Annotated in this window: 13 protein-coding genes and 2 tRNA genes; 8 read left to right on the plus strand and 7 right to left on the minus strand. The window is 66.3% G+C overall.

Features of this window, described 5'->3' with window-relative positions:
• Nucleotides 1–12 precede the first annotated feature (12 nt).
• The 3 genes from cydX to ABE546_RS17045 all read left to right on the plus strand — a co-directional run bounded on the left by cydX (nucleotide 13) and on the right by ABE546_RS17045 (nucleotide 467).
• On the plus strand, nucleotides 13–126 hold the full coding sequence (cydX, locus tag ABE546_RS17035; protein ID WP_019182852.1) for a cytochrome bd-I oxidase subunit CydX: 114 nt from the start codon (nucleotides 13–15) through the stop codon (nucleotides 124–126).
• Between the two features lie 48 nt (nucleotides 127–174).
• Nucleotides 175–251, plus strand: a tRNA-Pro gene (locus ABE546_RS17040).
• A 139-nt stretch (nucleotides 252–390) separates the two neighbouring features.
• Nucleotides 391–467: transfer RNA gene (locus ABE546_RS17045), tRNA-Pro, on the plus strand.
• 30 nt (nucleotides 468–497) lie between these two features.
• Here ABE546_RS17045 and ABE546_RS17050 read toward each other — a convergent pair.
• The 7 genes from ABE546_RS17050 to ABE546_RS17080 are packed head-to-tail and all read right to left on the minus strand — an operon-like array spanning nucleotide 498 to nucleotide 13410.
• Nucleotides 498–893 carry a hypothetical protein gene (locus ABE546_RS17050; protein WP_346464553.1) on the minus strand — a complete coding sequence of 132 codons (396 nt, stop codon included), beginning with the start codon at nucleotides 891–893 and terminating at the stop codon, nucleotides 498–500.
• Nucleotides 886–1404 (minus strand): hypothetical protein, encoded by a 519-nt coding sequence (locus ABE546_RS17055; RefSeq protein WP_313212265.1) that lies wholly within the window; start codon nucleotides 1402–1404, stop codon nucleotides 886–888. Before ABE546_RS17055 ends, ABE546_RS17050 begins: the two co-directional genes overlap by 8 nt.
• 60 nt (nucleotides 1405–1464) lie before the next feature.
• Nucleotides 1465–1848, minus strand: coding sequence for a hypothetical protein (locus ABE546_RS17060; protein WP_346464554.1), 384 nt, complete (start codon nucleotides 1846–1848; stop codon nucleotides 1465–1467).
• Nucleotides 1849–1888: 40 nt separating this feature from the next.
• Nucleotides 1889–2335, minus strand: coding sequence for a hypothetical protein (locus ABE546_RS17065; protein WP_346464555.1), 447 nt, complete (start codon nucleotides 2333–2335; stop codon nucleotides 1889–1891).
• A gap of 14 nt (nucleotides 2336–2349) precedes the next feature.
• Complete coding sequence (locus tag ABE546_RS17070; protein WP_019182850.1) at nucleotides 2350–2757, minus strand: hypothetical protein; 408 nt, start codon at nucleotides 2755–2757, stop codon at nucleotides 2350–2352.
• A complete protein-coding gene (locus ABE546_RS17075) occupies nucleotides 2754–11606 on the minus strand; it encodes a hemagglutinin repeat-containing protein (protein ID WP_346464556.1) in 8853 nt (2950 codons plus the stop codon). The genes ABE546_RS17070 and ABE546_RS17075 overlap by 4 nt, the downstream gene beginning before the upstream one ends.
• Before the next feature lie 55 nt (nucleotides 11607–11661).
• Nucleotides 11662–13410, minus strand: a complete 1749-nt coding sequence (locus ABE546_RS17080; protein WP_346464557.1) for a ShlB/FhaC/HecB family hemolysin secretion/activation protein — start codon at nucleotides 13408–13410, stop codon at nucleotides 11662–11664.
• Nucleotides 13411–13876: 466 nt separating this feature from the next.
• Here ABE546_RS17080 and ABE546_RS17085 point away from each other — a divergent pair, with 466 nt between their 5' ends.
• The 5 genes from ABE546_RS17085 to pgaD all read left to right on the plus strand — a co-directional run bounded on the left by ABE546_RS17085 (nucleotide 13877) and on the right by pgaD (nucleotide 21110).
• Complete coding sequence (locus ABE546_RS17085; protein ID WP_346464558.1) at nucleotides 13877–15088, plus strand: MFS transporter; 1212 nt, start codon at nucleotides 13877–13879, stop codon at nucleotides 15086–15088.
• 345 nt (nucleotides 15089–15433) lie between these two features.
• The gene (gene pgaA / locus ABE546_RS17090) at nucleotides 15434–17467 is read left to right on the plus strand and encodes a poly-beta-1,6 N-acetyl-D-glucosamine export porin PgaA (protein WP_346464559.1); all 2034 of its coding nucleotides are present in this window, start codon (nucleotides 15434–15436) and stop codon (nucleotides 17465–17467) included.
• Between the two features lie 10 nt (nucleotides 17468–17477).
• Complete coding sequence (gene pgaB, locus ABE546_RS17095; RefSeq protein ID WP_313212275.1) at nucleotides 17478–19373, plus strand: poly-beta-1,6-N-acetyl-D-glucosamine N-deacetylase PgaB; 1896 nt, start codon at nucleotides 17478–17480, stop codon at nucleotides 19371–19373.
• Nucleotides 19374–19380: 7 nt separating this feature from the next.
• Entirely contained in the window at nucleotides 19381–20628 is a 1248-nt protein-coding gene (pgaC, locus tag ABE546_RS17100) for a poly-beta-1,6-N-acetyl-D-glucosamine synthase (protein ID WP_313212276.1), read from the plus strand.
• Nucleotides 20625–21110, plus strand: coding sequence for a poly-beta-1,6-N-acetyl-D-glucosamine biosynthesis protein PgaD (pgaD, locus tag ABE546_RS17105; RefSeq protein WP_313218891.1), 486 nt, complete (start codon nucleotides 20625–20627; stop codon nucleotides 21108–21110). The genes pgaC and pgaD overlap by 4 nt, the downstream gene beginning before the upstream one ends.
• The last annotated feature ends 88 nt before the right edge of the window (nucleotides 21111–21198 follow it).

Genomic DNA, 21198 nt, shown 5'->3' on the forward strand with positions numbered 1-21198 from the left:
AGGAGACTTACCATGTGGTACTTCGCTTGGATTCTGGGTGCAGGGCTGGCTTCGGTCGTGGCCATTCTCAATGGCATGTGGTTCGAAGCCCGCGAGCAGAGCCGTACGGATCACGAAGAAGGCTAAAAAAAGGTTGCCGATCGGGTCTTCACACCGTATCCTTGTCGGCTCCTTCGGGGTGTAGCTCAGTCTGGTAGAGCGCTACGTTCGGGACGTAGAGGTCGCAGGTTCGAATCCTGTCTCCCCGACCACTTCGGTGGTCGTATTGAAGCCTGGGAACACGTTTCCAGGCTTCTTTATCAAGGGCCGTGGCAACACGGCACCGAAGGTGAAAAACGCGATCCCCCCTTGCCGCCGACCGGCGGGATCGATACAATAGGCGGCTCCTTACGGGGTGTAGCTCAGTCTGGTAGAGCGCTACGTTCGGGACGTAGAGGTCGCAGGTTCGAATCCTGTCTCCCCGACCATTTGATGGTCACAATCAAGCCTGGAAGACGTCACTGTCCTCCGGGTTTTTTTGTGCCTGGCGATTGGCAGGCCGGGTAGCGGCTGCGGATCTCCCCTTCGCAGCTGCCGGTGTAGCGGTACCCGCTGCGCATCATGCAGTGCTGCAGATCATCGAACGTGCGGCCCAGGGCCTGCTGGATCACCGCCGCGCTGGACTTCTCCGGCGTGGAGACGTGGTAACCACCATTGGCGGCCCCACCACATTCGCGCCAGTCGGCATCGCGGGCCGCGCCGTCATTGCCCATCTTCTGCCAGGTGTCGCGTGGCGGCACGAGGGTACGGCTGACCGATGGATCGCCATTCATCCACATGCCGCCGATGCCGCAGGCGCCGAGGCTGAGGGCCAGGCACAGGGCGGTGACGGCGCGTGGGTGCAGCTCAATCACACACGCCCCGAAGATACGCATCCGCCCGTGCCTCGGGGGATGCGGCCGAGCGTTCAGGGGTCGCCGCGCGGAAAGTGATGCCAAGCTGCTCGGCGCTGCGTTGCAGCCCTTGCATCTTCGGCGACTGGCCTGCGACCGTGAGGGTCAGATAGGAAAGGCGCTGCTGCTTGAAACTGCCGAGCGCCGACTGGACTGCTTTTCGTGTGACATCTTCGCTCTCACCGGCGACGACCAGGCGGGTCATCGGTGGCTCGGCACCCCGGGCCATGAGCGCCTTCAACTGATCCATCCATGCAGCCTTGCTCACCACCGAGCCCAGCATGAGGTTGGCCACGGGATTGCCTGCCGAGGGAACATCAATGTAGAAGGCCGCGCATCGCACCGCTTGTGCCGACTGCGGCGATTCGAGCAGCTCAGGATCAGCGCACGCTGCGCCGGCGATGCCCAGGAGAGTCAAACCAAGCGCGAGGCGGGCAGACGATCCAGATAGTGGACGAAAGAACGACTGCATGTTCTGGCTCCCAAGGATAGTGATACGCACTGGATGGAGGACCGCATACGCCTCGGCGCATCAGCGCTGCGGCACGGACCCCTCCGCGCGCTGGCATGCAGGGAAACGACTGGGAATCTCACCCTGGCAGGTACCGGTGTACTGATACTGTTTACCCAACATGCAACGTTGCATCTGATCGAATTTCGCACCGGAGCGCGCGGCCGTCTCAGCACCTGTAGTGCCTGGCAACACCGCATAGCTCCCCTTCTCCGTACCCCCGCAGGACACCCAGTCGAGCTGACGCGCTTCAGGTGTATTGGACGGGTGCTGCCAGCTTTCCATCAATGAAGGTGGGTTGGCCAGCCGCTCATACGCCGCTTTATCGCAGTAGATCATCGGTGTCTGCGGCCCACAGATGCGGCCATTGCCAATCACGCAACCGGACAGCAACGCGACTGCCAATGCAGCTCCAGCCGCTCTGATCTGTCGTTGCGCAGACGGCTCAATCAAGCAGCAATCTCCCCGAACCGGACTGGCAGGCGGGATAGCGGCCCGGAATATCGCCTTCGCAGGAACCGATGTAGTGATACTCCTTTCCCAACATGCAACGTTGCGCAGCGTAGAGTTTCTCGCGCGAAAGCTCGGCATCCTCTTGAGGAGTAGCCCCTCGCCGGTCTGCCGAAATGTTCCCACTTCGTTGGCCACCGCACGCCTGCCAATCCATGTCGCGTACCAGGACGCTGGCATCCGGCCGGGTCCACTCGTGGCCCGGGGGGCTGAGGTGCCGGGTCGCAGCGGGATTGCCGTTCATCCACAACCCGCCTGCGCCGCAAGCGGTCACGCCCGACAGCACGGCCAGCACGGCCAGCACGGCCAGCACGGTCATTGTGCGACAAATGCGCAACGCGAAATGATTGCGGGCGATGAACGGCCTGGGGTAAAGCAGCATCCTGGTCACCGCACTCAGTCCACCGGGAACCCACCAGGCACGAACTCGAATCCTTTCCCGGTCATGCACGCATCACTCAGCTGACTCAGCCGCGTACCAATTTCCTTGCGCCGCTTTTTCTGCGCAGCGGTACGATCAGCGTGCCAGATCTTGGTAATCACCGAGCTCTCCTTCAGCAGCCCGGCGTACTCTTCATTGTTCCGCAATTCCTGACTGCATTGCTGCCGAGCCTGGTCCGCGTCGGCTTTGCTGGCACCTGCCTTACGCCAATGCTGTTTGGTGGGCATGACGCGAACGGAACCGGCCGGAACGGGTCCAATGTCCGTTGTGGCCACCCGGCCCGGCGCCGCAGGTGCCGTGGCACATCCGGCAACAGTGATAAGCGCGGCCGCCGCCAGCATCGAGGTGTACTTCCTGATCATCGTTTTTCAGCCTCACGTTTGGGGACCTGCCTGACAGGTTGATTGATCTTACCGATGCCCCACACCTTGTCCGTGATGGACCGCAGCTCCGTACCGTCCGCGGGCAGGTAACCCACGTAGGCACTGTGCGACCCCGGGAAGCTGCCCTGATTCTTCTCGGAGGTCGCCGGGTTTCCGCCAAGAATGACGCGCCAGCTGCCTACGATGTCCGTCGGATGAGTGTTCTGCCATACCTCTCCCCTGGCGTCACCAATCAATCCGACCAACCCCAGCGCTTGTTGTGCATTGGCTGCAGCCCCGTTGTAGAGGATGTAGCCGATGGGGAACATCTTCTGGTCGTCGCCTCGAAGCTGCAACATCGCATTGGTGAAGGTCATGCTGCCGCGGCTGTGATTGACGGCATTGAACTCCCATCCCTCCTCCCTGGCACGCTCCAACAGCGCAATGTTGGCCTGCGATGCGGCCGTCACAGGCAGCATGACGCCCGTAAGGCTGCCCAGGATGCCATTGGCTTTGTCGTACATCGCATACAGCCCTTCGGCCACCTTGTTGCCGGTGTAAGGGTTCAGGATGTAATACACCCCGGACGCGTTGGCTTCATTGGTGTTCTGCTTCGCGCCTGTGGCAAGCGCGTAGGGCTCAGCGTTGAAAATGCCGTTGTTGAAGATGTACAGCTTGCCGTCAATGGCCTGGACATCCTCCAACGCCAGTTCGGTCTGACGGCAGTTGGTCCCGCCCGCTTCACAGGTCTGCAGGACAATGCGACTTTGCTCCGTCGCTGCTTTATGCACCAGATCCGTCGTCCAGGCAGTGCCTTGGCGGAAGGCTTCGCCGGTGATCGCGTGCTCCGCAGCGGCACGCTCTTCGAGACGCTCAAGATCGATCAGCGCGGCAGATTGATGGGCGTTCAGCGTGTCGCGATTCAGCCCGGCCACCTGTTCTTCTGCCCCCTTGCCAGTCAGCGCGCGCTGGAGCTCATCATCCGTGATCAACACAGCGCCATCGCTGATCGCCGCACGGGTTGTCCCCTGCGAGCCGTCACTGGCGTCGCCATGGATCAGCTTGTTGCCGATGATCGTCTTGGTGGCGCCGTACAAGCCGGAGAAGGTTTCATCGGTGACACCGATTCCGCCGCTACTGGCCTTCGCGCTCGAAGCGTTCTCTATGTCGCTGACCACCAGTGCAGCTGTCTGAAGTCGATTCCTGCCGGCATCAATTGCTGCATCGCTGGAGCTGATCGCACCACCGACAAGCTGTGTCGTCCCATCCACATTGATCTGGAAGCCGCCGTCACCCGCACGAATGGCCGACTGCTCGGTGACACTGGCAAATTCACTGTCGCTCTTCTGGTTGAGCATGTAGGCACTGCCACTGAAACCCGCACCGAAAGTGACGCTGCCCCCGACGGTTCTGTCCTTGCTGTGGAAGCTGTGGGTATCCTGCAGACTCTCCACCGCCAGGTTGCCACCGACGTTCATTGCCACCTGCTCACCTGAAACTACCGCGCCACGCAGCGTGGTGTCGCCGCCCGATTCGATGACCAACGACTCTCCTGCAGTCAGGTGCGTCGTGTTCCAGTAGACGTCCTCGCCCTTGCCGCTGCCCCGCGAAGCACTGGCATTGGCCGTGATGCCGGCACTGGCACCGCCCGAGCCCACAGCGATGGCCACGCCTACGCCGCCACTGGCGCTGCTGCTCTTGCGCTCCATCTCGATCACGTCACGGGACGCAAGAAGCGCGACGTCTCCGTCCGCCTTGAGGCGGATGTTGCCGTCTGCCGTTACGTCACTGCCCTGAATCGTGATATCCGACGCGTTGCCAGCGCCCGTGGCACTGATCCGGACGTCGCCGCCGGCCCGGATCGATGACGCTGCCGCCGTGTCGCTCTGCGTTGTCGTCCGGCTGTCGCTCTTGCTGGCCCCCACGGTGATGGAAATGTTCAACCCGCCAGCCGCGCCTGGATCCGCGCCGACCGCATCGACGCCTTCCTTCACCGCACCCGCTGCTGTTGCAGCACCCATCGCCTGCTTACGCCAGTCAGAGGTCTTGCTGGTCGCACTTGCCATGTTGCCGGCGGTCTGCAGTGCAGTGATCACCGGCGCAGTGACCGCAACAGTGAGACCGGCCTGCCTGAACTTGCTCTCCTGCGCCGTCGTCTGCGTTTCGCGGGCCTCCAGAATCGCGACCTCACGCGCGTGGATGTCCACATCGCCCTCCGGCGCGAGGACGTCACTGCCAATCTGGCGATACGCCCCGCCCGCCAGCAGCACGACATCGCCTGCGAGCGAGCCGACGGTCGACCCCGCCGCGGTGTTGCGCGTGGCCTTGTTGTCGTCGCTCTGCATCTGCGTGCCGGCCGTGATCGCAGCGCCACCGTTGTAGATCAGGCCACTCTGCTCCTTCTTCTTGAAGTGGCTTTCCGTCGCCGATTCGCGAGCGGCCTGGATCACCAGATCCTGGTCGGCGGCAATCGTGGTGCCGACATCGGAGATCACATCGCTGCCGGTGATGGTGACGTTGCGTCCTTGGATGGCCACTGTGTTCCCGCCAACCGTGCTGGCCTGGGCAACGGTTTCATCGAGGCTGTCGCGGGTGGTGCGGGTCGTGGTGTTGAGCAGGCCGCTATGCCGGTGCTTTCGACCCTCGCTCCAGTTGTAACTATCTTCGGACACCCCGATGTTGAGGTTGCCGGTCGCCACCGCGACCAGGGCACCCTCGGCGCTGTTGACCGTCGCTGCCTGCAACTCCATGTCCCGACCTGCCTGCAGCTGGACATCGCCGACAGTCCGGACATTGGTACCAACGCCACGGCTGTACCCGCTGCGCAGATAGTTGTCGGCATTGCGCACGTTGTTCTCCTGCCGCGCCTCCCGTACGGTGCCCAGTGACAGGTCGCGGCCGGCGGCGATCACGGTTTGCCCACCGGAGCCCGCGTTGACGATCTCGGCTCCGTCAAGACGAACATCACGCACCGCGCTCGCCAGCAGCGTGCCCCCAGCCTCACTCACGAACAACCCGGCCACGCGGTCGATGTTGGTCCGGCTGAAGTCGCTCAACCCCGCGGTGTTCTGACCGCTGCGGGTGGTGGTGACCAGGTTCAGATCACGGCCGGCGCTGGCGACCAGCACGCTGCGCGCATCGATCAGGCCGCCGAGGTTGTCCAGATCGGTACGCGCGTTGGCACTGACCGTGTCACCGCTGATGCGGCCGTCCAGGTTGCGCAGGTTCTGCGCGTCAATCTTCACCGCGGTACGGCCGGCGATGGTCCCGCTGTTGACCAGGTCGCCGCGCAGGTTCAGCTCCACCGAGCGGCCGGCCAGCAGCGTGCCGGTGCCGTCGATATCACCGGGGCGCACGCGAACGTACACCTGCGGAACCAGTGCGGTGGTGGTGCTGCCATCGGCCAGGGTCACGCGCTGCTCGACCAGCCAGACGATGTCGCTGGTGAGCTGGGCCATCTGTGCCGGGGTCAGCGCCACGCCGGGGCGCAGGCCCCATGCGTCGGCGATGGTGGCCGCGTTGTCGAGCAGCGCGCGGTATTGCGCTTCGTCGTCGGCATAGCCATCCAGGAAGCGGCGGCCGGTGAGCTGGGCGACCTGATCGCGGACCAGCTTCTGTTCGTAGAACCCATCGCCCAACCGCTTCTGCACGTTGGCCGGGTCCACGCCCATCTTCTGCAGCAGGTACTCCGAACCGAGCCAGTTGCGGTAATCGGCAAAACGCGGATCGGTTTCGACCAGGTATTGGCCGGCATTCGGCCCGCTCTGGAACAGGCTGGTCTGCGGCAGTTCGGCATCCACGCCGATGGTGCGGATCACGGTCGGCTGGTTGCCCGCCGCGCCCTGTGCACCGGTGCCCGCCGTGCTGCCGGGACCGGCCAGCGAGGCGACGCTGGCGCTGACTTCGGTCACCTGGCGCTGTCCACCGATGGCGCCGGCGTCGGCTGCGCCGCCGACCTGCCCACCGACGGTACCGGTACTGACCCCGCCCACCTGGTAGCCGCTGCCACCATCGCGCGTGTTCTGTTCGGTGCGGGTCACGCCCAGATTGATGGTGCGCACTTCATCGGCCGGGCGATAGGCGATCTTCCGGTCCCACTTGCGCTCGTGATAGCGCTTGAAACCACCGCGCCAGCGGCTGTAGGTGTATTGGCTGGTGCCTTCCTCGTGCACGCGGTACTCGCCGAATGCATCGATGTTGCGCAGGTTGCCGAGATCGCCCAGCAACGCGCCGCCAGCCAGGATCTGGCTCTTGTCGTTGATCAGCTCATCGCCACGCAGCGTCATGTTACCGCCGGAAATGATGCGACCCGGCGCGCTGGAGGTGACCTGGGTTTCGTACTCGGTGTGGGTGACGTCGTACTGCGTCCAATCCTTGACGTCGCCGCTGCCGTTCTTCCACCAGTACTTGCCGGCACGGCTCCAGCTGGACCAGGTGAACTCGCTGGCATCATGCATGCCGGGCGTGCCCTTGGGCTGGATGTACAGCTTCTTGGTCGGGCCCACCACCATCACTTCGGTGGTGGCGAAATGCTCGTTGCTGTTGAGCAGGCGCGTGGCATCGATACTCAAGCCACCCAGCGACTCGATGGTCGCGCTGGCGTTGTGCACCGAGCCGGCGCGACCGACTGCATGGCCCTGCGCATCCAGCGCACCGCCGATGTTGAGTGCGCTCTCGCCACCGCCAGCACTGAAGATCAGCGCCTGCTCGCGGTTGACCACGGTGCCGGCGCCGATGTCCAGGCGCTCACGCGCAGCAATGGTGGCCGCGCGGGTGACGCCCTCCAGCGTTTCATCACTGTTGACCAGGGTCGTGGCACCGATCGACAGGCGGTCGCCATAGATGCGGCCGGTGCCAACATTGAGGATCACATCGGCATCGATGCGGGTATCCACGCCGTCGATCAGCCCCCGGTTGCCAAGCACGCCATCGGCGCGCACCTGGGTGCGGAGGCCGCTGATCTCGCCGGTGGCGAGGTTGTCGATCTGGCGTGCATGCAGGTCCAGATCGCCGGCCTGCACTTTGCCTGCATTGGTCCACAGCCCCTGCGTGGAGACCGTGGCCTTGCCATTGGCGGTGATCTGGCCATCGTTGCGGTAATCCTGCTGCAAGGCCAGCACCAGATCGCCCTGCGACAACACCCGGCCGGTGCCATTGAGTGCGTTGGCATGCAGCGTCTGGTTGCCCGCGGACAGCAGCGTGCCGTCGGTGTTGCCGACCTGGCCGGCGCGCACGTCCAGACTACCCGCCGAGGACACCAGGCCTTGCTGGTTGAACAGTGCATCGGTCGCCTGCAGCGCGATGCGCTGGTCGGCAGCGATCATGCCGCTGCTGTTGTCGATCTGCGCGGCGGTGAGGTCCACGTTGCGACCCTGCAGGCCGAGCGCGGTGCCGCCGCCGCTCGTGGCGCGGTTGTCGATGCGCGCGGCATGGGCGACCAGATCGCCACCGGCCACGGCCAGCCCGGCCTGGTTGACCAGCTCACCGCTCAGAGCGAGGGTCAGATTCTGGGCAGCCTGCAGGCGGCCGCCGCTGTTATCCAGGTGCTGCGCCTGCAGCAGCAGCGAGGAGCCGCTGCCGACCTGCCCGCCGCTGCGGTTGTCCAGCGAGGCCAGCCGCGCGTCCAGCGCCGTCTGCGCCTGGACAAGGCCGGCACGGTTGTCCAGTCCACCGGCACGCAGGGTCAGCCCGGCACCGCTGACGATGCCGCCACGCGCGCCCGCGTCGGTATTGCCCAGCCGCTGGCCGTGCGTATCGATGCTCATCCCACCACTGGACTGCAGCAGGCCCGCGCGGTTATCCAGCGCACCACTGCGGAGATCCAGGGTGCCGGCGGTGGCGGCGATGATGCCTTCACTGTTGTCCACGCCGCCCAGACGCGTATCCAAGGCGACGGAGGCGCCGGCCAGCGTGCCACGCACGTTGGTCAGCCCTTGGCTGGTCACCGACAGCGCACGCTCGGCCTGGATCACGCCGGCGCTGTTGTCGATGTCCGTCGCGCTGGCGAGGGTGACATCGCCCTCGACCGACGCCAGCGTGCCGGCATCGCGGTTGACGATGCGGCCGGCCTGCACGCGCAGCGCATCATTGGCGGCGATCGTGCCGGCACTGTTGTCCAGGGTCTGCGCGATCTCCACGTCGAGCATGTCGCCCGCGTTGACCGTACCGCCGCGGTTGTCGACGCTGCCCGCACGCAGCTGCTGCGCGCCACCGGAGGCGATCAGGCCGCCCTGGCGGTTGTCGAGCAGGCTACCCACGCCGAGTTGAAGCGCACTGTCGCCCGCCGCCTGGACGGTACCGGCCTGGTTGTCCAGCTGGCCTGCCTGCAGGTCCAGATCGCCCGCGCTGGCCAGCGTGCCGCGCTGGTTGTCGATCGTGCCGGTCACCTGCAGCGCGGAGGCCGCATCACCTGCTGCCAGAATCTTGCCGTCGCGGTTGGAAAGGTTGCCTGCCTGCACGGCCAGCGCGCCGTTGCCGACGATGCTGCCAGTGTCGTTGTACAGCGCGTTGGCCACGCGCAGGCCCAGCGCGTCGGAACCGGTGGCGATCAGTTCGCCACGGCGGTTGTCCAATTGGCCCGCATCGATCTCCATGCGGACGGCGGACGTCACACCACCGGAGACATCGAGGTTCTGGCCCTGCAGGTGCAGGGCGCCATTGCTGAGCAGCTTGCCGCCCGCGCCGGCCAGCGTCGCCGCGTTGATGTCCAGCCGCCCGCTGCCGGCCTGCTGCACCTGCCCGCCCGCGTTGTTCAACAGCGCTGTGGCGATCGTCAGGTCACCGTTGCTGGCGAGCGTGCCGCCACTGTTGTCGAGCGCGGTTGCCGCCTCGATCCGGTTGGCCTGGTTGCCGGTGGCCAGCACTTGGCTACCGCGGTTGTCCATCGTATCCACCTGGAGGTCGAGCGTGCCCGCCTGCAGATCGGCCTGGCGATGATCGACCTGGCCGGCGCGCAGAGTGAGCGTACCGGCGGTGGCGATCTCGCCGCGCTGGCCCTCCAGCGTGCCGGTGGTGAGCTGCAGCCCATCGCTGCCGGCGTGCAGCAGCGCGCCATCGGTGTTGACCAGCACCGCGCTGGCCAGCGCCAGCGATGCCGCGTTGCTGGCAAGACTGCCGCCGGTGTTGTCGAGCGTGCCTGCCACCTGCAGCTGGGCCGGCGCGCTGCCGCTGTGGGCGATCCTGCCGCCGTGGTTGGACAGCTGCGCCGCGCGCACATCAAGCGCACCGCCGACATTCAGCACCCCAGTGTCGTTGCGCAGTGCCTCGCCCTGCACGCGCAGGTCACGCTGCGTGGTCAGCTCGCCCTGCCGGTTGGAGAGCGTGCCACCCTCCACGGCCAGATCGCGCACCCCGAGGCGACCGCCGTCGTTGTCCAGGTCGCTGGCACGCAGGTCGATGTCGCCCCCGGCCAGCACGGCGCCGCCATCATTGTCGAGCAGTCCCGCGATCACCACGCGGCCCTGCGCGAGCGGCGCGGTCGTCGGTGGAGTGATGACGGGCGTGCCGCCGTCGGTGCCCCCCGTGCCGGTCCCGGGCGTGCCGGGGCCGCCCGGGCCCGCCCCTTCGCCCGGCGTGGTCGGCGCGGTGCCGTCCTGTTGGGCCAGCGCCCCGATACTGCCCTTGTCACGGTTCTGCAGCCGCGCGCTCTGTACCGCCAGTGCCTGCACGCCCGCCTGTTCGATGCGCCCGTCGCGGTTGGCCAGCGAGGCGGCCTCCACATCCAGGCGGGTGCCGTTGAGCTGGCCGCCGCTGTTGTCCACGTCCTGGCCGGTGCGCAGGTTCAGTTCACGCCCGGCGCTGACCAGCCCTTCGTTGCGTACACCGCCGGTGGCAGCGATGCGCGTATCGTCGCGCGCCTGCAGTTTGCCGGTGTTTTCCAGCCGGCCATCGACAGTCACGACCAGCTCCCCGGTCTGCGCCCCGAGGTTGCCCGCATTGCGCACGCCCACGCCGTGCTCGGTGCCCATGAGCAGGATCTTGTTGGCGTACATGCCGCCCAGCTGGGCCACATCGAGCGCGTACTGCGGCGCATTGCCTTCGGCGGCCTGCGCCTGCACACGGCTCAGATCGGCGCTCACCGTATTGGCGCCGGTGGTGACCTGCAGCTGCTGTGCCCACAGGCCCGCGTTGAGCTGCACCGAGCGCGCGATCAGATCGGTGTAGTCGACCCGGCTGGCATCCATGCCGGCGCCGAAGATATGGATCGCACCGCCTTGCACGCGGTATCCCTCCAGCGCGCCGCCGTTGAACATCGGGGTGCCGGTGGTCAGGGTGATGCGGTTGGCGTTGATGAAGCCGCAGCCGTCGCAATCGATACCAGCGGGGTTGGCGATCACCACCTGCGCGCGGTCGCCGGCCACTTCCACGTAGCCGCGCAGCTGGCTCGGGTTCGCGCCATTGACCTCGTTGAGGATCACCCGCGCAGTGCCGCCGGCCAGCCACGGATTGCCCTGCACCCAACCGCCGAGCTGGGACTGCGTGTTGCCGCGCGAATTGTTGAGGATAACGCCCTGCTGGTCGACATCGAAGCGCTGGTAGGTATTGCGCGAGACACCGGCCGCACTCGGGGTCTGGATGTTGATCTGCGGCGTGCCGTTGGCGGTCTCCAGCACGGTCGGGCGCTGGTTGCCGGGCGCATTCGGATCGGCCACCACCTGCGCCGCGGCCAGGCCGCTCACGCCGACCCAGCCCAGCATCACCCACAGCGCGAACGCCATCGGGCGCAGTGCCGCCGTGCGATCGCCATCCTGCCCGGTACCGGCGCCGCCGGGGCGCGGCGTGATTTCCGCGGCGACCTGCCAGAGCATGAGGGCGTGGTTGAACACGAGGCGGTACAGATGCTTGTTCATGACAATTCCTTTGTGTGCGTGCGGTCGGTGCGGCGCGAACGCGCCCGCACTGAAATCAGAACGACCAGCTCAGGGTGAATCCGGTGACGGTATAGGCGTTCTGGAATCCAGAGGGCTTGTTCAACGGGGCGCCGACGAAGCCGTCCCAGTACAGGCCGCGATACGACCCGCGCAGGCCGATCACGCTGCCCGCCAGGTCATTGCCTACCTGCCATTGCGTGGCGCTGCCGCCGACATGGCCGTAATCGGCGCCAACGTAGAATTCCTGCCCGCCGCCCAGGGCCAGGCCGATGTCGTTGCGGATGAGCCAGCCGCGCTCACCCATCAAGGACATCTCGCCATCGAAGCCGCGCACGGTGTAGCGCCCGCCGATCGCGAAGCGGTCCTGCGGCACCAGCCCGCCACGGTTCCATTGCGCTCGCCAGCTGCCGGTGTAACGCAGGCGCTGCTGGCCGAGCTGGAACGGGACGCTCAGCTGTGCGTCGGCGAAGTAGATCTTCGGGTGCGAGGTGGCTTCACCGAACAGCTCCTCGGGCGCTGCGATCGAACCGAACGCCCCGGTGCCGCGGCGGAAGCCGACGGTGCCATCGAGCGTGGCCTGGCCGATGAAATGACGGTGGTTCAGGCCGAGCTCCCAGCCGCCCATGCGCCGGCGCTGGACCAGGATTTCGGTGTCGTCGATGAAGTTGCGCGAATCGCGCTCCCACGCACGCAGGTACATGCTGGTCTTGCTGTCCGCATTGCGGAACAGCAGGCGCGTGGCGCGCACTTCGGCGTTGTAACTCTCGCCGCTGTAGAGATACGACTGCTGGTTGCCGGCCACGGTCTGCTCGTACTCGTAGCCACTGCGCGTCGCGCCGAACAGCCAGTAGCCGACGGGAATCGAGTAGTGGAAGGTGAAGCCCTTGGTACCGCGCTTGCCGCCACTGAACACGTCGTGGTTGAGGTTGACGTAGAACAGGTCGTTCTGGCGCAGCGCGTGGTCCAGCGACATCGTCGCACCGGCCTGGGTCTTGCCGGTGGCCTTGCTGCCGGAATCGTCCAGGCTGAGGTTGAAACGGACCAGCCGCTGCTGCGACCACTGCACCACCAGGTCACTCTGGCCAGGTGCGGCGTCGTCACCTTCGGCCGGGCTGATCTGGATGTCGGCCTCGGCGGTCGGCACGCGCTTGAAATTCTCCAGCCCCTGTTCGATATCGCGCAGGTTGAGCAGGTCGCCACTGCGTGCCGGGATCGCGTTCCACAGGGTGGCGTCACGATGGGTGCCCTCGGCGAAACGGATCTGGCGGAGCGTGCCGGGCACCACGGTCAGTGCCAGGGTGCCGGTGGTGAGGTCCTGCGGCTGGGCCAACACGCGCGTGGTGACGAAGCCGCGCTCGACGATCGCGTTCTGTACCCGCGACATCACCACGTTGATACCGGCGGTGCCCAGGCAGCGGCCGAGCGCCGGATCGCCTTTGACGTTGGCTGCGGGCAACGCCCACTGGAAACGGTCGGCCTGCTCGCCCTCCAGGGTGATGCGGTCGATCACGAAGCAGGGTGCTTCGTCCTGGGGCAGCCGCTCCGGTGCGGCCACCGGCGCGTCCTGCAGACGTGCATCGGGCCGGGTTTCAAGCTGCTCGCGCAGGGCGCGTTCGCGCTCCTGCTGGCGGAGCAGCTCCTGATCCGGGGCGGGCAGCTGCTGGGCACTGGCCGGCAGATAGACCAGGGCCAGCGCGGCCGCCAGCGGGGCCAGAAGGAGGGTGCGCCGGGAAGCGCCATGGGAACCGGCGCGAGCCGGGGTGGGTAGTACGGTGTTTGGCATGCAGGATCTCGAACGTGGGCTGGCACGAACCATCGTTCGCTATAGACCGCCCCTATGGAGGCCCGCCAATTTAAGAGCTATTCGCGACATGAGAACCGTCAAAAACCCCACCCTTCCGGTAAGACAACCACCCGCTCGCTTGTAGGAATTTTCCTAAATAGTCATTTTTTTGACGCAGCGCACATGGAAGGGGACCGCGCGGCCCTTGTTGTGAAGGCGTTTTCACACGTAGCACGGCGCGCGGCGGGGCATCGTGCCCGCGGCCGGTCCCCTCGCCTCCGAGCCGCACCACCGCGCCCCACCCCGCGCGACCTGCCGGGGTCTAACCCGTACAATGGCCGGTCCTGGCCCCGCCTTCGGCGGCGGCCAGTCCCCTACCCCGCAGACGCCGGCCACTGGCCGGTCTCTGCCGTTGCACCCGCGCGCCCGCATGGCCGCGGTGCGCCACCTGTCAGGAAACATGCTGATGACTCACCCCACCCCACCGTCCCAGTCCCTGCTGCACGGGCGCCTTCTCGCCTTCGCTGCGATCCTGCTGGCCGCGTTGAACCTGCGCACCGCGGTCACCTCGCTGACCCCGCTGCTGGATGTGCTCGGCCAGACCTTCGGCTTCGGCACCACCATGACGGGCGTATTCGGCATGCTGCCGACGGCGGCCTTCGCGTTGTTCGGGGTGACCACCCCGGCCGTCGCGCGTCGCGTGGGCCTGGAGCGCACCGCGCTGCTGGCGATGAGCCTGGCCACCGTGGGCCTGCTGCTGCGCTCGATGGCCGGCGGCGTGGGCAGCCTGCTGTTCGGCTCGGTGGTGGCGCTGGCGGGTATGGGCATCGGCAACGTGGTGGTGCCACCGCTGGTGAAGCGTTACTTCGCCAACCGCGTGGGCACCATGAGCACGCTCTACATCACGGTGCTGCAGATCGGCACGATGATGCCGGCCCTGTTGGCGGTGCCGGTCGCGCAGCAGGCGGGCTGGCGCGTATCGCTGGGCATCTGGGCGCTGATGTCGCTGGCTGCGGCACTGCCGTGGCTGATGCTCTCGCGCGCACGTCCGCACCCGGACACGATCAGCGCCGCCAACGATCCCTCCAGCGCGCCGCACGGCAAGGTCTGGAAGACGCCGCTGGCGTGGGGCATGACCCTGATGTTCGGCATGACCTCGTTGATGACCTATTCGATGTTCACCTGGCTGCCGCGGATCGTGGTCGAGGCCGGTGCAACACCGGCGTTCGGCGGCATCATGGTGGCGATCTTCGCGGCCTGCGGCCTGCTGCCATCGCTGACCATGCCGGCCCTGGCCGTGCGCCTGCGCAATCCCTTCGGGCTGGTGTTGATCGGCTTCAGCGCGTTCCTGATCGCCTTCGCCGGCCTGTTGTTCGCCCCGATGAAGGCCCCGTGGCTGTGGGCGGTGCTGCTCGGCATCGGGCCGTCCACGTTCCCGCTGGCCCTGACCCTGATCAACCTGCGGACCCGCACCCCCGCCGGTTCGGCCGCGTTGTCCGGCTTCATGCAGGGCGTGGGCTATGCCTTCAGCTGCCTGGGCCCGTTCCTGTTCGGCTGGCTGCACGCGGTCAGCGGCGGCTGGCACCTGCCGTTCGGCTTCCTGGTCCTGTGCGCGGTGGTGCTGTTGTGCGCCTCGTGGGTCGCCTGCAAACCGCAGAAGCTCGAAGACCAGTGGTAGGCGCCCCGCCGCGTCCATCTACACGCGTTGTGCGCAACTGCTGACGTAGCGTGTCGCTAACTGACCCGGTGGGCTGCACCGGGCAGCGTTCGGAGCCTCTGGCGTCGCCAGCCGGCTGAACAGCTTCATCGCGATGGAGTGCGCCGTCCTTGGCTGCGACATGGCCTGAATCTGTAGCGATTCAATGACTTGCCCCTCCCCTCCGGGTTCCACCCGGGGGCTGATGGGTCGTACCCGCGTCTTAACGATTTGGCAACAACTGCGCAGTCAGGCACGATTGGCATGTGATGTGCGTCACACTTTTGACGCAACACACCTTTGAAAGGATGCTCCAAGGGGGGTTCCATGTACGACCATCGGCCGCTGGCGCTCTGCGTCGGCCTGGCATGCGCGACACTCGCTTTTTCCGCTCCGGCGGCTGCAGCCACTGCGCGGGACAACGCATTGGCCGAGATCGGCCAGTTCCGGGACCATGCCCAATGGCTGGATGCACTGGCGGCGATCGAGCGGGCACGGGTGCAGTCGCCCGACGACGCATTGCTGTATCGCCTGCAGGTGCTGACCTTGGCGGACATCGGCAACGCGCACCGCGCCTGGCAGCTGTACCTGGCGCGCCCCACCCTGTTCGATGCGGCACAGAAAGAACGGCTGGAAGGCAATTATCTGGCCAAGCTGGTGGGCTGGAGCCTGGCGTATGGCCCCAGCGAGGACACCCGCCTGGATGAAGCCGATGCCGCGCTGGTGCAGATGCAGCAGTACCTCGAACGCGATGGCACCACCGTGCAGCAGGCGCCGCTGCGGATCCGCCATGACCGGCTGATCCTGCTCAACCGGCTGGGCCGCCATGCGCAGGTTCGCGAGGAGTACCGCACGCTGCTCGCCGAGGGCCACCCGGTGCCGAACTATCTGCTGGCCGCCGTCGGCGATTCGCTGATGGCCACGCAGCATCCGGCCGAGGCGATCCCGGTGCTGGAAGCCGCACTCAAGGCTGACCCGTCGCTGCCGCAGGCGCGTTCGGAACTGGCCTATGCGTATCTGGAGGACGAGCAGGCGGACACCGCGATCGCCCTGCTGAAGAAGTGGCAGGCCGATGAGCCCGCGTGGCGCTGGGCCAACGGTGCCAAGGCACCCTATCCGAACTGGCCGCGCTACGAGGCCGACCTCAACCTGGCCATGGTGCGTGCCTACAGTGGCGACCTGCCCACTGCGCAGCGCGATCTGGAGAAGATGGTCGAGATCGGGCCAGGCAATACCGGCTCGCAATCCTCGCTGGGCAACATCTACCTGATGCGTGGCTGGCCACGGCGGGCGCTGGAGCGCTACAGCATGGCCAACACGCTGGACCCGCGCGACGTACCGGCGCGGCTGGGCCAGTACGACGCCTACGTGCAGGTGCAGCGCGATGACCTCGCGCGCCCCATCCACGACACGCTGCTCGCTGCCTACCCCAACCAGCCTTCCGTGCAGCGCATGGACCGCAGCTGGCGCGCGCACCGTGGCTGGCAGTGGCATGCCTACGCCGAAGGCGGACGCAGCTCCGGCGGTGGCGGTGCATCACCGCTGGGCAACGATGACGGCCGCTACGGCGTTGAAGTGCAGTCGCCGGTGCTGGACGACCGCTGGCGCCTGGTCGCGTTCGCCGATCGGCGCAGTGTGGATTTCCAGGACCAGACCATCGACCCGCTGCGGATCGGCGTGGGCACCCGTTACCGCTACGGGCGTGCCGATGCCGAAGCCTTCGTCAACCGCGCCAACGACCACATCGGCGATACCGGCCTCAGTGCCGGGTTCGGCTGGCAGTTCAGCGATCAATGGCATGCCGGCATCACCGCCGCACGCAATGACCCGGATGCCTCGATGCAGGCGCGCGTCTCAGGCATCACCGCCGACAGCATTGCGCTGACAGCCGACTATCGCCGCGATGAACGTACTCACTGGAGCCTGGGCGCCAGTCAGTTCCGCTACGACGACGGTAATCGCCGCGATACCGTCAGCACCGCCATCGAACAACGCCTGATGACCCGGCCGACCGTGTTCGTGGATGGCCTGGGCAGCCTGTACGCCAGCCGCGGCAGCCGCGACGACGTGCCCTACTTCAACCCATCCGAGGACCACTCGGTGGAGATCGGGCTGCGCGTGGACCAACAACTGTGGCGTCACTACGAACGCCACTTCCGCCATCGCCTGACGGTCTCGGTGGGGCAGTACTGGCAGCAGGGCTATGGCAGCGCGATCGTGCCTTCGGCCGAGTACCGCCACGAGTGGCAGCTCGGCGAAGGCCGCATTTTCGAGTACGGCATCCGCTGGTCGCTACCGGTCTATGACGGACAGCGTGAACGACATATCGGCCTGGATGCCGGCCTGCGGTGGGGAGAATGACATGCGGCACATGGACTTGAAGCGTTGGACCCACTGGCTGTTGCTGGCCCTGCTCACCGTGGTCCTGCCGGCCCAGGCACAGCAACCGCCGGCCGTACTTGATGCGGCCGACAACGGGCTGCTGGTGCTCAGCTACCACGACATCCGCGACGAGGTGGCCGAACGCGGCGACCCGGATGCCTATGCCGTCAGCACGCAGAACTTCGCCGCGCATCTGGACTGGCTGTCGGCCCACGGGTATCACCCGGTCTCGCTGTCGCAGCTGATCACCGCCTCGCAGGGCGGCACGCCGCTGCCGCCCAAGCCGGTGCTGCTTACCTTCGATGATGGCCTGCGCAGCGTGTACAGCAAGGTGTTTCCGTTGCTGCGCGCCTACAACTATCCGGCGCTGGTGGCGGTGATCACCGACTACGTGGATATGCCGGCCGGGCGCCAGATCGATTACGGCTACCGCCCGTTCACCCGCGAGGATTTCCTCACCTGGGCGCAGCTGCGTGAGATGCAGAAAAGCGGGCTGATCGAACTGGCCAGCCATACCGACAACCTGCACCACGGCGTACAGTCCAACCCACAGGGCAACTCGACGCCGGCGGTGATCACGCGCATCTACGATCCTGCCCGCAAGACCTATGAAACCGCAGGCGAGTACGAGGCCCGCCTGCGCGCCGATCTGGGCCGCAGCGTGGAGCGCATCCAGCGCAATGTCGGCGTCAGCCCCAAGGCGATCGTGTGGCCGTACGCCGCCTACAACGCGCTGAGCAACGACATCGCCGAGCAGCTGGGCATGCCGGTCTCGTTCGATCTGGAAGGCCGCAGCACGCCGGTCAAGCGTGATCTTCACGGCCTGGCGCGCCTGCTGGTGACCAACAACCCGACCGTGGTGCAGCTGGCCTACGAGCTGCGCCGCGATGTCGAGCGCGATGGCATGCGGGCGCTGCAGATCGACCTGGATGCGGTCTACGATGCCGACCCGGTGCAGCTGGCCAAGAACCTGGATGCGCTGATCGAGCGGGTCAAGAAGATCGGCCCCACCCACGTCTTCCTGCAGGCCTTCGCCGATCCGGACGGCAACGGCTCGGCCGACGCGCTGTACTTCCCCAACCGCCATCTGCCGATGCGTGCGGACCTGTTCAACCGGGTGGCGTGGCAGCTCAAGACGCGCGCCGGGGTGAAGGTGTTCGCGTGGCTGCCGGTGCTGGGCTACGAGCTCAAGGACCCGGCCATCCGCAAGGCGCTGGCCATCGAGAGCCCAGAAAGCGACGGCATCTTCCGGCTGGACTTCACCCGGCCGCAGGTCCGCAGGATCATCGATGACATCTACGAAGACCTGGCGATCAACGCGTACTTCGAGGGCCTGCTCTTCCACGATGACGCCTACCTGCGCGACACCGAGCTGACCCAGTTGCCGCCCGAAGACGATGACGGTGCACGCACCCAGGCGCTGATCGACTTCACCCTGGAGCTGCGCACCGCGGCGCAGCGCTGGCGGCCGAAGCTGGGCACCGTGCGCAACCTGTATGCCCAGCCCGTGCTGGAACCGCAGAGCGCGAGCTGGTTCGCCCAGCGTCTGGACCTGTTCAACAAGGCCTACGACCACACCGCCCTGATGGCGATGCCGTGGATGGAAGGCAGCCGCAGCCCGGAACGCTGGCTGGACCGGCTGGTGGTGGCAGTGAAGCAGCACGATCCGCAGTTGTCGCAGACGATGTTCGAGCTGCAGACGCTGGACTGGCGCACCGGCAAGCCGATCCCCGGCGACCGCCTGCGCGCACAGATCCGCCGTCTACAGGCGCAGGGCGTGCGTCATTTCGCCTGGTATCCGGATGACTTCATCGCCGGACGTCCCTCCACGTATGACGCGCGCGCGGCCATGTCGGCCCGCAGCTTCCCGTACGAGGAAAAGTGAGGTCGCCATGCATCCTCTTCTCTACACCTTGTTCCAGTTCGCCTTCTTCTACCCGATGGTGATGGCGTTCTTCTGGATGTCCGGCGGCCTGTATTACTTCTTCCGGCGCGAACGCAAGGCACGCGACCGCGATGATCCGCCGCCGATGGCTGAGTATCCGTTCGCGTCGATCCTGATCCCGTGCCACAACGAAGCGGAGAACCTGGAAGACACCCTCGGTTCGGCGCTGAAGCAGAACTACCCGGACTTCGAAGTCATCGCCATCAACGATGGCAGCAGCGACGATACCGGGGCACGGCTGGATGCCCTGGCCGCCCTGCACCCACGCCTGCGCGTGGTGCATCTGGACCGCAACCTCGGCAAGGCCAATGCGCTGCGCATGGGCGCGCTGGCGGCACGCTCGGAGTTCCTGGTGTGCATCGATGGCGATGCGATGCTGGAGGAGTACGCCACCCACTGGATGGTCTGGCACCTCACCTCGGGCCCGCGCGTGGGCGCGGTCACCGGCAACCCGCGCATCCGCAACCGTTCCACCCTGCTGGGCCGGCTGCAGGTCGCCGAGTTCTCTTCGATCATCGGCATGATCAAGCGCGCGCAGCGGGTGTATGGGCGCATCTTCACCATCTCCGGGGTGATCGCCGCGTTCCGCCGTACTGCGCTGCATCGGATCGGGTACTGGTCCGACGACATGGTCACCGAGGACATCGACATCAGCTGGCGCCTGCAGATGGATCATTGGGACATCCGCTACGAGCCCAATGCGCTGTGCTTCATCCTGATGCCGGAAACGCTGAAGGGGCTGTGGCGGCAGCGCCTGCGCTGGGCCCAAGGGGGCGTGGAAGTGCTGCTGCGGCACGGTGGCTCGCTGTTCCATTGGCGCAAGCGCCGCATGTGGGGCGTGCTGCTGGAGTACATCCTCAGCGTGCTGTGGGCGTACACGATGCTGGCCATCATCGTGCTGTGGGCACTGGGCAAATTCATGACACTGCCGCCCGAGCTGTACATCGCCACGCTGCTGCCGCAGTGGCATGGCGTGATCCTGGCGCTGGTCTGCCTGCTGCAGTTCGCCAGCAGCCTGATCATCGACCGCCGTTACGAAACGCATATTGGACGTAATTACTTCTGGGTGATCTGGTACCCGATGGCGTACTGGCTCATCAGTCTGTTCACGACCCTGGTGGCGTTCCCCAAGACGATCTTCAAGCGTCGTGGCAAGCGCGCGGTCTGGGTCAGTCCTGACCGGGGTATCCGATGAACACTGTCAAATCCACCCGCCGCTTCGACTCGCGGCTGATCCAGAAACCGCGCCAGCAGCCACGCCTGCAGCGTACTGCCTGGGGCTTTGTGACCATCGCCTTCTGGGCGTTCTACTTCTACCTGTGGGCACCGCTGGTCACGTTGGTTTCCTGGCTGCTGGGCGGGCAGATGGCCTGGACGCAGCTGTACGAACAGAAGCAGATGATCGACCCGTTCGTGGTGATCGCCCTGCCGGTCATGCTGCTCTGCTGCGCGGCGCTGCTGATCGCCTGGGCCGAGTACAACCGCATGCGCTTCACGGGCAAGGAACGTCGGCTGCCGCATGACGATGTTACCCGCGCCGAGATCGCGCACGACCTCGGCGCGAGTGCCTCAGTGGCCGCGTCGCTGGCCGATGGCAAGTCGGTGACCCTGCACATGGATGAGCACGCGCGGCCGGTACGGGTCACCGCGCAGGCATTGGCGGGCGCGTACAGGTAATCGCGCGGGTGTTGCCAGACCGGTAGTGGCGGGCGCGGGGCCGGGGCCCCCGGGTGGCCCTCTGGGAGGGAGACGGCCACCGCCGGGC

Source organism: Stenotrophomonas sp. TWI377, from assembly GCF_039674525.1.
GTDB lineage: Bacteria > Pseudomonadota > Gammaproteobacteria > Xanthomonadales > Xanthomonadaceae > Stenotrophomonas.